General features: G+C 43.4%; 13 protein-coding genes. 9 read left to right on the top strand and 4 right to left on the bottom strand.

What is annotated here, in order from left to right:
* Positions 1-2: 2 nt before the first annotated feature.
* The 8 genes from B0E43_RS27435 to B0E43_RS27400 all read left to right on the top strand — a co-directional run bounded on the left by B0E43_RS27435 (position 3) and on the right by B0E43_RS27400 (position 8,680).
* Complete coding sequence (locus B0E43_RS27435) at positions 3-2,465, top strand: polysaccharide biosynthesis tyrosine autokinase (protein WP_077347762.1); 2,463 nt, start codon at positions 3-5, stop codon at positions 2,463-2,465.
* Positions 2,466-2,541: 76 nt separating this feature from the next.
* Positions 2,542-3,267 (top strand): 3-deoxy-manno-octulosonate cytidylyltransferase, encoded by a 726-nt coding sequence (gene kdsB, locus B0E43_RS27430; protein ID WP_077347760.1) that lies wholly within the window; start codon positions 2,542-2,544, stop codon positions 3,265-3,267.
* Between the two features lie 12 nt (positions 3,268-3,279).
* The gene (locus B0E43_RS27425; RefSeq protein ID WP_077347758.1) at positions 3,280-3,699 is read left to right on the top strand and encodes a VOC family protein; all 420 of its coding nucleotides are present in this window, start codon (positions 3,280-3,282) and stop codon (positions 3,697-3,699) included.
* Between the two features lie 77 nt (positions 3,700-3,776).
* Entirely contained in the window at positions 3,777-4,058 is a 282-nt protein-coding gene (locus B0E43_RS27420) for a GNAT family N-acetyltransferase (protein WP_077347756.1), read from the top strand.
* A 37-nt stretch (positions 4,059-4,095) separates the two neighbouring features.
* Positions 4,096-4,503 (top strand): GNAT family N-acetyltransferase, encoded by a 408-nt coding sequence (locus B0E43_RS27415; RefSeq protein WP_077347754.1) that lies wholly within the window; start codon positions 4,096-4,098, stop codon positions 4,501-4,503.
* 136 nt (positions 4,504-4,639) lie between these two features.
* Positions 4,640-5,917, top strand: a complete 1,278-nt coding sequence (locus B0E43_RS27410) for an amidohydrolase family protein (RefSeq protein ID WP_077347752.1) — start codon at positions 4,640-4,642, stop codon at positions 5,915-5,917.
* A gap of 126 nt (positions 5,918-6,043) precedes the next feature.
* Positions 6,044-7,552 carry a S10 family peptidase gene (locus tag B0E43_RS27405; RefSeq protein WP_077347750.1) on the top strand — a complete coding sequence of 503 codons (1,509 nt, stop codon included), beginning with the start codon at positions 6,044-6,046 and terminating at the stop codon, positions 7,550-7,552.
* 3 nt (positions 7,553-7,555) lie between these two features.
* A complete protein-coding gene (locus B0E43_RS27400; protein ID WP_077347748.1) occupies positions 7,556-8,680 on the top strand; it encodes a serine hydrolase in 1,125 nt (374 codons plus the stop codon).
* A 6-nt stretch (positions 8,681-8,686) separates the two neighbouring features.
* Here B0E43_RS27400 and B0E43_RS27395 read toward each other — a convergent pair whose 3' ends face one another.
* From B0E43_RS27395 to groES, 3 genes are all read right to left on the bottom strand, one after another.
* A complete protein-coding gene (locus B0E43_RS27395) occupies positions 8,687-9,073 on the bottom strand; it encodes a response regulator (protein WP_077347746.1) in 387 nt (128 codons plus the stop codon).
* 172 nt (positions 9,074-9,245) lie between these two features.
* Positions 9,246-10,877, bottom strand: coding sequence for a chaperonin GroEL (gene groL, locus B0E43_RS27390; protein WP_077347744.1), 1,632 nt, complete (start codon positions 10,875-10,877; stop codon positions 9,246-9,248).
* A 39-nt stretch (positions 10,878-10,916) separates the two neighbouring features.
* Positions 10,917-11,195 carry a co-chaperone GroES gene (gene groES, locus B0E43_RS27385; RefSeq protein ID WP_077347742.1) on the bottom strand — a complete coding sequence of 93 codons (279 nt, stop codon included), beginning with the start codon at positions 11,193-11,195 and terminating at the stop codon, positions 10,917-10,919.
* Positions 11,196-11,419: 224 nt separating this feature from the next.
* Here groES and B0E43_RS27380 point away from each other — a divergent pair, with 224 nt between their 5' ends.
* Positions 11,420-12,127 carry a hypothetical protein gene (locus tag B0E43_RS27380; protein ID WP_077347740.1) on the top strand — a complete coding sequence of 236 codons (708 nt, stop codon included), beginning with the start codon at positions 11,420-11,422 and terminating at the stop codon, positions 12,125-12,127.
* Between the two features lie 49 nt (positions 12,128-12,176).
* Here the strand turns inward: B0E43_RS27380 and secG are convergent, their stop codons facing one another.
* Positions 12,177-12,536, bottom strand: coding sequence for a preprotein translocase subunit SecG (secG, locus tag B0E43_RS27375; RefSeq protein ID WP_077347738.1), 360 nt, complete (start codon positions 12,534-12,536; stop codon positions 12,177-12,179).
* Positions 12,537-12,542 lie beyond the last annotated feature (6 nt).

Here is a 12,542-nt window from a genome sequence, read left to right as displayed (position 1 = left end):
TGATGGAAAAGCTCGATCTCAGTCAATTAGACAACGAAGAAAAAGCGCTGGAAATCCGGTATGTGATCGCCAAATACATTCGGTATTGGCCTTGGTATATCTTATTTACTATACTTTTTGTTACTGCTACGTTTCTTTTCCATCGCTATACGGTGGATGAATTCGAAGTTACTGGATCCTTGGTGATCAAAAACAGCAGCACACCTGAATCCAGGATCCTTGACCGTTCCAATATTTTCAACGCTGGGATCAATCTGGAAAATGACATTCTCAGATTAAGGTCGAAAAACATGGCACGGGAAGCTTTGGACAAGTTGCATTTTGATGTCGAGTACTTCGCCAAAACCAACATCAAAGACATCGAGCTCTATGACCGGTCACCAGTAAGGATTGATGTAGATTGGAATCATTTGCAGGTGACCGAAACCCCAGTTGAACTTGAAATTCTTTCCGAAAAGACCTTCAAATTAATGCCTGCCGAATTGGGATTGATGGACTTCAACGCTGTACAGGCTGCAGGTGACGAATCGGTCTACAACAAAACCTATACGTTTGGTGAGGAGATCGAAACCGCCCGTTCCAAATTTACGGTCTTGCTTGTAAACCCTTCCCGAATTGGGGAATTGATTCTCTTCAGGCTGGTAAATCCAACGGTTTTGGAGGAAAGACTGGCAAGGTCCGTAAATGTGACCATGGAAAATGAGTATTCCTCTGTTTTGAGACTGAGCACTACCACCAAAGTGGTAGAAAAAGGAAGGGATTATATCAATGCCCTGATGCAGTCCTACATCGAATATGATCTTAAGGAGAAAAATAAAATCCAGGAAAACACCATCAACTTCATCGAGGAGCAATTGGGGTTTTTAGAGGATTCCCTGAAAGAAAAGGAACGTGAACTTCAGCAGTTTAAAGTCGATAATAAATTGCTGGATGTATCTGCCGAGTTTTCCAACATTCTGGGTAAAATGAATACCCTGGATGAACGGAATGCCGAACTGGACTTTCAGCTTCAGTATTTCGAAGAGATTCGACTCTACATGGAGCGTAAAAGCAAGGATTTCTCAGATGTCATTGCTCCCTCCATCATTGGTGTACCTGATCCCTTGTTGAATGGGCTGATCCAAACATTGGTTACACTTTCACAGGATCGGAGAAAGCTTCTGGCCACAGTCAATGAAAATCACCCGGAGGTGGTCAAGATTGACGTGCAGATGGAAAAAGTTCAGGATGCGCTTTTTGAAAATGTGGTCAACCTAATTGAAAATACCCAAAAGCAAAAGCTTGGAATATTGAATGAAATCCGGCTGTATGATGCCGAGTTTGCCACTTTGCCCGAGTCCGAATCCAAATACACCAGCATATTCCGGGAGTTTAAGCTAAGAGAGTCTCTTTTCACCTATCTTCTGGAGAAACGCGCAGAAGCAGGAATTGCCCGGGCAGCTAACGTTTCGGACAATGCCATCTTGGATCTGGCCAAGAAAGGAACCCTGGTTTTCCCCAAGAAAACACAAAATTATGGTTTGGCTTTGGCCTTGGGCTTATTGTTGCCATTTGGGTTTATTGTGCTGAGAGATATGTTCGACGATAGCATTAAGGATCAGAGGGATTTGAAGAAGCACTTCATGATTCCTCAACTTGGAGTGGTCGGTTACAGTACAAAAGACACCAACAAAGTGGTTTTGGATCACCCCAAATCGGCTGTTGCAGAATCTTTCAGATCATTAAGGTCTGCTATTACCTATCTGGCTTCTGGCAAAAGCACTAAAAAAATTCTGGTCACTTCCTCTGTTTCCGGTGAAGGGAAAACTTTTACGTCTCTCAATCTTGCCTCAGCCATGGCTTTGGGATCCAAGAAAACTGTGGTTGTTGGCGGAGACTTACGAAGACCTAAACTTGCCTCTTATTTTGGCCATTCGGATAAATTAGGTTTGTCCACTTATCTCATTGGGAAAGCAACTTCTGAATCCATAATCTTTCCGACACAGCAGGAAAACCTGTTTTTTGTGCCTTCAGGAGTTATTCCCCCTAATCCTGCGGAGCTCTTGCAGACTCCCCGGCTATTAGAATTTTTAACCTACCTGGAAGAGCGATTTGATATCATTGTTTTCGATACTCCGCCAATGGGATTGGTTTCCGAGACGATAGATTTGATGCGTTTGTTTGACATCAATCTCTATGTGGTAAGACAAAACTACACGAACAAAGACCACCTTGTAATGATCAATGATTTGTTTAATAACAAGCAGGTGAAAAATGTCTATGGTGTGTTTAATGGGATCATCAATTCTGGATACCACTATGAAGGATATAATTATGGTTATGGTAATACCTACCTGTATTCCCAAAACAATAAATATATGTACAATTACTATGGTGACGATCTAGAAACAAAGAAAAAGAAAATCAAAAAGGCCAGTTCTTTTGACTTGAAAAGAACGATAAAAAAAGTTTTTAGGCTAAAATAAAATTGTATCCCAAGTGGATTTGAATTAATAAAATGTAACCATTCCTTTTGCCTGCTTAAAATCCTCCTGATAAAATATGAAAAAAGCTGCCCTCATTCCTGCCAGATATGCCTCCACCCGGTTACCGGCAAAATTGGTGCAAGACCTCGGAGGGATTTCGGTGATTCAAAGAACTTATGTAAGTACCTATGCAACAGGAGTATTTGATGAAGTTTGGGTGGTAACCGACCACAAGGAAATCGAGAAACAGATTTTGGATTTAGGCGGAAATGTGTTTTTAAGCAAAAAGATTCATCAAAGTGGATCTGACAGGATCGCCGAAGCTTTGGAACAGGTCGATGCTGATTTGATTGTAAACGTTCAGGGAGATGAGCCTTTTCAGGATCCCAAATCTTTGCAGGACTTGGTTGCTGTTTTTGAAAAACCCAAAGTGAAAATGGCCTCCCTGATGTGCCGGATATCCGAAGACGAGGCCTATAATCCCAACACAGTTAAGGTAGTTTTGGATGAAAAGCATAATGCAATCTACTTTTCCAGATCCCCGATTCCTTTTAACAGAGAGCGGACAGAGGATATTTTTTATTGGAAACATATCGGTGTTTATGCTTACACACGAGAACTTTTGCAGGAATTCACATCCTGGCCCAAAGGTCGCCTGGAGCAGATCGAAATGCTGGAACAACTGAGACTGATCGAGCGTGGAGTAAGAATCCGAATGGTGGAAACCGAGCATCACGCTATTGCCATTGACACCAAAGAGGACCTTGAACGTGCAAGGAATTTTTTGAAAAGTATACTCTAAAAGCGATCGATCATGAAAAAGCGTGTAACTGGTATTGGTGGGATTTTTTTCAAAGTAAAAGATCCCAATGCGACCAAAACTTGGTATCAACAACATCTGGGATTGAACACGGATGCCTACGGAACCACATTCGAGTGGCGGAGCAGTGAGAACCCTGAGAAGATGGGTTTTTCCCAATGGTCACCGATGAAGGATGACACGACATATTTCAAACCCTCCGAAAAAGACTTTATGATCAATTACAGGGTTGAAAATCTGACCGAATTGGTTGAAGAATTGAAAGCAGAAGGCGTTACCATTTTGGATGAAATTGAAACTTTCGAATACGGAAAATTTGTACACATTTTAGACCCGGATGGTCATAGCATCGAACTCTGGGAACCTATAGATGAGGAGTATGATGGAATTGTGGAAGGAAGAACGAAGAGCTGATTTTAAGAACCAGGAACTTCCATTATCGATTAACTCTCACCCCTTAACCTTTAACGATTAACCCTTAACTCTTCAAAATGGAAATTCAGCATCAATCTGACGGCCGAAGAGGCTCTTTTTTTGTTGCCGAAGGCGAAAAACGCATAGCCGAAATGGTCTATGTGATGGCTGGGCCAAAAAAGATGATTATCGAGCATACCGAAGTAAACGAAATCCTAAAAGGAAAAAAGGTAGGTGAGAAATTGTTGGAAGCCTTGGTAGATTTTGTGCGAAAAGAAGGGATCAAAGTCATTCCGCTTTGTCCTTTTGCAAATGCCACATTCAAAAAGCGGCAAGATTTGCAGGATGTCTTAAATTAGTTTCAGATAATTCATTGTTGAAATTACCGACAATCCTATGGTGACAATTCAGGTAGAGTCGAGCATCAACTTAGAGGAATATGTTTTTATTCTCCAAGATTCTGGTCTGGGAAAACGAAGGCCTATGGATGATCCAGGCCACCTTTGGCGAATGATCGAAGGGTCAAATCTGATCGTGACGGCCCGTGAAAAAGGAAATCTTGTCGGATTTTTAAGAGGATTGACAGATCACTGCTACCGGTGTTTCATCGCGGATCTAGCAGTTGCGAAAAACTATCAGGGAAAAGGAGTCGGCAGAAAAATCCTGCTGTTTGCCAGAGATTTGGCCCCCGAAGCAAGGTTGTTCCTTTTTGCCGCTGAAGATGCAGAACCTTTTTACCAAAAGTTGGGCTTTCAGCTTCATGAGCGCTGCTACCAGTTGAAACCTGGAGAGGAATTGAATTAAGAATTTAAAGGGTAAAGTTTAAAAAGGTCTCCCGATACAGTCTTCCGTCTTTTCACCTGCTTCATTTTTTTGCACGGTTTTTCAATCCTCGAATATTGGTTTATCTTACTTAGCACAACCACCAATCCTATTACCCATGAAGAAAATTTTACTCTCAGGCGTTGTCCTGATGCTTTCCCTTTCAGTTTTTGCCCAAAAAACTTACATCCATGCAGGTCGTTTGATCGATGTGAAAACCAAGAAAGTCCTGAACGAACAGACGATTGTGGTGGAAGGAGATAAGATTCTTTCGGTATCGTCCGGTTACCAAAGCGGAGGAACTGAAGACAAAACGGTTGATCTCAAAAATGCCACCGTTATGCCTGGTCTGATGGACATGCACGTGCATATCGAAAGTCAAACCAGCCCAACCCGCTATCTGGATGGTTTCCGGGACAATGAAGCAGATGTTGCCTACAAGGCTTTGCCTTATGCGCATATAACTTTAATGTCTGGTTTTACGACCGTTCGGGATCTCGGCGGATCGGGGGTGAATATTGCTTTGCGTAATGCCATCAACAGCGGTTTGGTTGTGGGTCCGAGAATCTATACAGCAGGAAAATCCATTGCTCCAACAGGTGGTCATGCTGATCCGACCAATGGAGTCCGAAGGGATCTGATGCGGGATCCGGGACCGGATGAAGGGGTGATCAACGGAGAAGCTGATGCCCGAAAGGCAGTTCGTCAAGCTGTAAAGTACGGTTCAGACGTGATCAAGGTGACTGCAACCGGGGGAGTGTTATCAGTGGCCAGAGACGGTTCAGCACCACAGTTTCAACAGGATGAGCTCGATGCTGTGGTTCGGACTGCCAAGGATTTTGGAATTCATGTGGCAGCCCATGCACATGGAGATGAAGGAATGAAAAGAGCAGTTAAAGCTGGAATCCATTCCATCGAACACGGTACGATGATGACCGAGGAGACCATGGAAATGATGAAATCCGCCGGGACTTGGTATGTTCCCACCGTGACAGCAGGAATGTCAGCGGCTGAATACGCCAAAATTCCGGGGTATTACCCTCCGGTCGTTCGGGACAAAGCCATGCAAATCGGGGCACAGATCCAGCAAACTTTTGCCAAAGCTTATAAAAAAGGTGTGAAAATCGCATTTGGAACGGATGCTGGGGTTTTTCCCCACGGGGAAAATTACCGGGAGTTCATTTACATGACCGAGGTTGGGATGCCAAATCTCGAGGCCATTCAATCTGCCACGCTAAATGCCGCTCAACTTTTGGGCATTGAGGAAAAACTAGGAACCATCGAGACTGGGAAAATTGCCGATATCATTGCCGTATCCGGAAATCCAGACGAGGATATCAAAGCCATGAAAGACGTGACTTTTGTAATGAAAGAAGGGAAAATCTATAAGCAGTAGGCAGGTTTATGAGTCAGGCTGAGCGGAGTCGAAGCCCGCTTAGTCCGGCTTTGACTTCGCTCAGCCTGACAACTCGATAATCTTGCAACCAGTTAATTCAATCCAACCACCAAAAATCTCAGCAGTATGAAAGTCCGATTTTTACTTGTTTTCCTATTTTTAGGAAGTGTTTCGATGGCTCAGGAGAAAAAAGAGCAGACTCCGGCCCCTCAGCCGACAGCCCAGGTTTTTGAATCCAAGCAGTCTGTCACGATTGATGGGAAGACCATCAGCCTCAACGCAAAAGCAGGAACGATGGAGCTCAAAGACGAAAACAACAAGCCTATCGCGCTGTTTGGTTTTACGGCTTATTTCAAAGAAAACCCAGAGAAAAACCGTCCCATAGTTTTTGCATACAATGGAGGTCCGGGTTCCTCCTCCTATTGGCTTCACATGGGAATCATGGGCCCCAAACGAATTGTAGTTGACGACCCAAATTACAATCAAGCGGCACCTTATGAGTTGGTGAACAATGAATTTTCGATCCTGGATGTAGCAGATGTTGTAATGATGGATCCAGTGGGGACTGGATTAAGTGTTCCGATAGGGGAGGCAAAAGGAGCTGATTTTTGGGGCGTAGATCAGGATATCAGAAGCATTAGCTTGTTTATTATGCAGTTTCTGAAGGCCCACGACCGTCTGAATTCCCCAAAATACATTCTCGGTGAAAGCTACGGAACTTTTAGAAATGCGGGAGTGATGAGCTACCTACTTGGAAATGGCTATGCGCTCAATGGAGTAATTATGGTTTCGGCGGTGTTTGATTTGCGTACCCTCTTTTTTGCTCCGAACGAAGACTTGCCTTACATCGTTTACCTGCCGACCATGGCGGCTACAAGCTGGTACCATGATAAATTGGCAAATAAGAGTTCAGACTTGCCGACTTTTGTTCAGGAAGTGAGAAACTTTACTGAAAATCATTATGCTCCCGCCCTCTATAAAGGAAACAGAATTTCGGAAGAAGAGAAAAATGCAGTGGCACAAAAGCTTCAGGATTACACCGGGATTTCCTTGGAAGTTTGGAAAAGAGCAGACCTCAAACTCAATTCGGGAGAGTACTTTCAGGAGCTTCTTCGCTCCGGTGGCGAGACTGTAGGCCGGTTGGATTCCAGATACAAGGGGATCAATATTGATCCTATGTCTATGAATTCATTCACAGATCCTCAAAGTGATGCAATTTCACCAGCTTACACGATGGGCTTTTTGGACTACTTTCACGGTAGCCTGGGGGTAAGCAAGGACTTGCTTTATGCCACTTCGGCCTATTCAAAAGAGGGATTTAAGTGGGACTGGAAGCATCAGGGCAACAACTACTGGGGAGCCGATGCCGCGGTGACCACCGTTCCGGAAATGACTGATGCCTTGAGTAAAGACCCGAATGTCAAAATTCTGATTATGAATGGGTATTATGATTTGGCTACTGTTTTTCATGGGGTCGAGCACTCGATTTCTCATATTGACCTGCCCAAGTCCGCCACTGATCGGATCATCATGACGTATTACGAGGCAGGTCACATGATGTACACCCATTTGCCTTCGGCAAAACTTTTCCGTGAGGATTTGAAGAAATTCATTGAAGGCACTCTAAGAAAATAATCCATGAAGTCCGGCCTTCCTTTCTTTCGACTTTTCACTTTGTTCAAAATAGTACTTGGATGCTGGGCTTTTCTTGCTTTCAGTTGCGCAGAGGCACAAAAGCCCGCACCAAACCCAGCGTCCGATCTTTATTTTCCTCCAAATGAATCCTCTGTTTGGGAGGAAAAGCCAATAGCTGAATTGGGATGGAATCAGACCGAACTGGCTGAATTGCTTGCCTGGTTGCCTACTCAGGACACGCGGGCTTTTATCATTTTGAAAGACGGGAAAATTGTGGTGGAGGAATATTGGGGTGCCAAGTTGACTGGAGTAGGAGAGATGGACCAAAACTCCTATTGGTATTGGGCCTCCGCTGGAAAAACCCTCACAGCGACTTTGGTCGGGATTGCACAACAGGAAAAGCTGCTGGACATCGATGACCGAACCCAAAAGTATTTAGGAGAAGGCTGGACTTCAATGTCTTTAAATCAGGAACGAGATATCCGCTTGATTCATCACATCAATTTGACAACTGGAATTGACGATAAGGTTGAAAATCTGGATGATCCAGCTCCTGAAAATCTGAAATACCTTGCAAAGCCTAGTACCCGCTGGAGTTACCACAATGCTACATACACTTTGCTGGAGAAGGTGGTAGTCAAGGCGACAGGCAAGGATTATCAAAGCTATTTCAAAGAAAAATTGGGTGACAAAATTGGAATGAAGGGTTTTTGGCAACAAACCGGATTGAACAATGTCTTCTATTCTGATGCAAGATCTTTTGCACGGTTTGGATTGCTGATGCTTGCAGAGGGAAACTGGAATGGAACAGCCATTTGGTCAGGGGATTTTTTTGAAAAAATGTCCCAAACTTCCCAGAATTTAAATCTGAGCTATGGATACCTGACCTGGCTGAATGGTAAAGCTTCTTATATGGTTCCAGGACCTCAGACTGTAATTCCCGGTTCTTTAATTCCTCAAGCCCCGGCTGATATGTATCAGGCGATGGGAAAAAACGGACAGTTTTTGATGGTTATTCCTTCCCAGAATCTCGTAATAGTCAGAATGGGAAGTTCAGGGGGCGATGCGCTTGTGCCATTTTTGATGATGAGGGATATCTGGCAGCGGCTGGATAAGGTAATGGACTAATGTAACTCAGGTATACTGTTCCATTTGACTGCTGATCTTTTCCAGAGTCAAAGGCTTCTCCAGGAAACCAGAAACGATTGGATATCCATTTGCTTTTTGTCTGTCCAGAAAGTCGATGGAGCTCGAAAGGATAATTATTTTATCATTCCGATGTGAATAGGTATCCAGATATTTGTTTAAAAATTCCCAGCCATTTAATACAGGCATATTGATGTCCAAAAAAATAATCAGGCTGTCCTCCGGTTTTAGCTCATTGATTTTTTCAAGTGCATCTTCTCCCCCCAAAAACTCCTCAATCCGATCACTAATGCCAGTTTTGCCCAAGAGTCGCCTATTGATCAGGTTATTGATGGGGTCATCGTCTACTAAAAAAACAGCATCAAAGCGAACCATTAAAATTTGATATCGGGTGTTAAGTCGTGCAATTATACCAAAATACAATTATTCCAATTGCCTAAGAAAGGTTTTGCGCTGTTTTTATTTTGGTAACCATACAAACCCTATAAATCAGGTAAATAAAAAAGGAGGCCCATTGGACCTCCTTTCAATTTTGATGGAATTTGGATTACATCATGCCACCCATTCCATGTCCGCCACCCATGGCAGGCATAGATGGTGAGTCTTCTTTCACGTCTGCAACTACACATTCGGTAGTCAACAACAACGCTGCGATAGAAGCGGCATTTTCAAGAGCCAATCGAGTCACTTTAGTTGGATCGATAACCCCTGCCTTAAACAGATCTTCATAGACATCTGTTCTAGCGTTGTAACCGTAGTTTCCTTTGTTTTCTCTGATCTTGTTTATCACTACAGAAGGCTCGCCACCAGCGTTGGAAACGATAGTTCTCAATGGAGATTCGATCGCCAGACGGATGATGTTGATACCAGTGTCCTGATCTTCATTCTCGCCTTTAAGTGTTGCAAGTGCGTCAGCAGCTCTTACCAGAGCAACACCACCACCTACAACAACTCCTTCTTGTACGGCAGCTCTTGTAGCGTGCAATGCATCATCTACACGATCTTTCTTCTCTTTCATCTCTACTTCAGTAGCAGCACCAATGTAAAGGATTGCTACACCGCCAGACAATTTGGCAAGTCTTTCCTGAAGTTTTTCTCTGTCATAGTCAGAGGTAGTTTTGTCGATTTGGGCTTTAATCTCAGCAATTCTGCCTTTGATTGCAGCTGGATCACCGGCACCATTTACGATGGTCGTGTTGTCCTTATCGATGTTGATTTTCTCTGCTCTTCCAAGCATGTCTGGAGTAGCATTCTCCAATTTGAAACCTCTTTCTTCAGAAATTACTGTTCCGCCAGTCAAAATAGCGATGTCTTCCAACATTGCTTTTCTTCTGTCTCCGAAGCCCGGAGCTTTTACAGCAGCTACTTTCAAAGCACCTCTGATTTTGTTCACAACCAATGTCGCCAAAGCTTCGCCGTCTACATCTTCGGAGATGATCAACAATGGCTTGCCTGACTGTGCTACTGGCTCAAGAACTGGAAGCAATTCCTTCATAGAAGAAATCTTCTTGTCGTAGATCAAAATGAAAGGCTGATCCAATTCTGCTTCCATTTTCTCAGTGTTGGTCACAAAGTATGGAGAAAGGTAACCTCTGTCAAACTGCATACCTTCTACAGTTTTTACGTCAGTTTCAGTTCCTTTTGCTTCTTCAACAGTGATGACACCGTCTTTTCCTACTTTGTCCATCGCGTCAGAAATCATCTTACCGATTTCTTCATCGTTGTTGGCAGATACAGTGGCAACTTGAGCGATCTCTTTAGAAGTAGTGATTGGTTGGGAGTTTTCCTTCAATCTGGCTACAACTGCAGCTACAGCCTTGTCAATACCTCTTTTGAGGTCCATTGGGTTTGCACCGGCAGCTACGTTTTTGATTCCAACGTTGAAAATAGACTGAGCCAAAACTGTGGCAGTAGTAGTTCCGTCACCTGCATTATCTGCGGTTTTAGAAGCTACTTCTTTCACAAGCTGGGCGCCCATGTTTTCGATTGGCTCAGACAATTCGATCTCTTTAGCTACGGACACACCATCTTTGGTGATCATAGGAGCTCCGAATTTTTTGTCAATGATGACATTTCGACCTTTAGGTCCCAAAGTTACTTTTACTGCGTCTGCCAATGCATCCACGCCTTTTTTCAGACGGTCTCTAGCATCAGTATCGAAAAACAATTGTTTTGCCATGGTATTTTAAGTTTTCAGTTGTTGATTTTGATTGGTTGATTAAAGAATAGCGAAGATGTCAGACTCTCTCATGATCAAGAAATCTTTACCTTCTACGCTAAGTTCGGTACCGGAATATTTTCCGTACAAAACAGTGTCTCCCACTTTTACAGTCAAGGGCTCATCTTTTTTACCGTTGCCTACTGCTACTACAGTTCCTTTTTGAGGTTTTTCTTTGGCAGTGTCCGGGATATAAAGTCCCGAAGCAGTTTTCTCTTCTGCTGCAGCTGGTTGTACCAAAACTCGGTCTGCAAGAGGTTTGATGCTTACGTTTGACATAGTATTAAATTGTTTAAGGTTAGATTTTAGATTAAAACGCTATTGCCCTATTAGCACTTCCTGTGCCAAGGGTCTTTTTGCCAAAAAGGCTGACAAATCGGCTGTAATTGCTCTGCATTTTTCCGTCACTGGCTTACATTTTTGTCAAAAAAGCCTGTCAAATTTTCTCATAAACATGTAAAAAATGTCAGAATTCCGTATTTTATGTCAAACCATTTTCACCTATGAAAACATTACCAAAGAACTGGATCACCGAAGGGCTGATCGATTTCGAGTACAAGAAGTATCAATTGCTGGCTTATTTGCAGGAAGCCGATAGGGAGTTTCAGGCTGTCAAATTGTATCCAATGCTGTCAGACCTGATCGATCATCATCGGGTTTTGCATGAATTGATTTCAGGCAAAACCGAATTGAGCAAGTTGTTTCCCAAAGCTCTCAATGGAATTGACCTTCAAAATGCTCAACTCCAATTCGAACCTAAGGTAGAAGACGGGGAGATAATGAAGGAAATTTCCCAAATCACTGAATATGCTTTGCCTAGAATTGCCTCTCAGATTGAGGATGGAAAATCCATTTACAATTTTGTGGAGGAGCAAGTTGAATTTGAACCGGTGGGAATCCAGCCGATCTACAATCGGGAAGGATATATCCTGATTACTCAGGAATCCCGTTCTGATATTCATGCATTTCGGTACAAATCAAATTTCCTTCAGATGGCTGGTGAAAAATTCCGGAGTATCAGTTTTTGGCTGGTCGGGATTTTTCAGAAGACTTTGGTGAATACCCTTGAAAAGCTAAAAATGCAACTGATCCGTGAGGTCAAAGAACTGCCCAATCCGGCTACTTGGAGGCTTCATAGTCCCCATTGTGTTCCTATTGAAGAAACCTTGATTCCTATATCCAAGCGCTTGGTTTTGCAGCAGATAAAATGAAAAAATCCCGCTTTCGGCGGGATTTTTTTCTTTGGATTTAATAGAAGGATTAATTTCCTGTGGTATCTGCTTCTGGAGTTGAAGTGGTGTCTGTGGCAGGCTGAAGGCTTGGCTCTCCGAATGCCGGAGCAACTACCTGCTGCTTCGCGCTTTCAATGTTTGGAGAAGAAAACTGGTTTGGTTGGCTGCTGGTGTAGAACGCTGAAGATGCCAAAGACAAAACCAGAATAGACACTGCCAAAACCCAGGTGGCCTTTTCCAGGACATTTCCTGTACGGGTCACTCCCATAATCTGGGAAGCACTGCCTCCAAATGCCGCGCCGGCACCGCCTTTTGAATTTTGGCCCAAGATCACCAGGATCAGCAACACTGCCAAAATCAAAATAATAGTAATCAATACTGTAAACATATGAGG

It is taken from the genome of Algoriphagus sp. A40, assembly GCF_002002735.1.
Classification (GTDB): Bacteria; Bacteroidota; Bacteroidia; order Cytophagales; family Cyclobacteriaceae; genus Algoriphagus.
This window is presented reverse-complemented; position numbering and strand designations above follow the sequence as displayed.

Bases quoted from the DNA above. Each gene is read 5' to 3' on its own strand.
- B0E43_RS27435 (WP_077347762.1), top strand. From the start codon at position 3: ATGGAAAAGCTCGATCTCAGTCAATTAGACAACGAAGAAAAAGCGCTG.
- kdsB (WP_077347760.1), top strand. From the start codon at position 2,542: ATGAAAAAAGCTGCCCTCATTCCTGCCAGATATGCCTCCACCCGGTTA.
- B0E43_RS27425 (WP_077347758.1), top strand. From the start codon at position 3,280: ATGAAAAAGCGTGTAACTGGTATTGGTGGGATTTTTTTCAAAGTAAAA.
- B0E43_RS27420 (WP_077347756.1), top strand. From the start codon at position 3,777: ATGGAAATTCAGCATCAATCTGACGGCCGAAGAGGCTCTTTTTTTGTT.
- B0E43_RS27415 (WP_077347754.1), top strand. From the start codon at position 4,096: ATGGTGACAATTCAGGTAGAGTCGAGCATCAACTTAGAGGAATATGTT.
- B0E43_RS27410 (WP_077347752.1), top strand. From the start codon at position 4,640: ATGAAGAAAATTTTACTCTCAGGCGTTGTCCTGATGCTTTCCCTTTCA.
- B0E43_RS27405 (WP_077347750.1), top strand. From the start codon at position 6,044: ATGAAAGTCCGATTTTTACTTGTTTTCCTATTTTTAGGAAGTGTTTCG.
- B0E43_RS27400 (WP_077347748.1), top strand. From the start codon at position 7,556: ATGAAGTCCGGCCTTCCTTTCTTTCGACTTTTCACTTTGTTCAAAATA.
- B0E43_RS27395 (WP_077347746.1), bottom strand. From the start codon at position 9,073: ATGGTTCGCTTTGATGCTGTTTTTTTAGTAGACGATGACCCCATCAAT.
- groL (WP_077347744.1), bottom strand. From the start codon at position 10,877: ATGGCAAAACAATTGTTTTTCGATACTGATGCTAGAGACCGTCTGAAA.
- groES (WP_077347742.1), bottom strand. From the start codon at position 11,195: ATGTCAAACGTAAGCATCAAACCTCTTGCAGACCGAGTTTTGGTACAA.
- B0E43_RS27380 (WP_077347740.1), top strand. From the start codon at position 11,420: ATGAAAACATTACCAAAGAACTGGATCACCGAAGGGCTGATCGATTTC.
- secG (WP_077347738.1), bottom strand. From the start codon at position 12,536: ATGTTTACAGTATTGATTACTATTATTTTGATTTTGGCAGTGTTGCTG.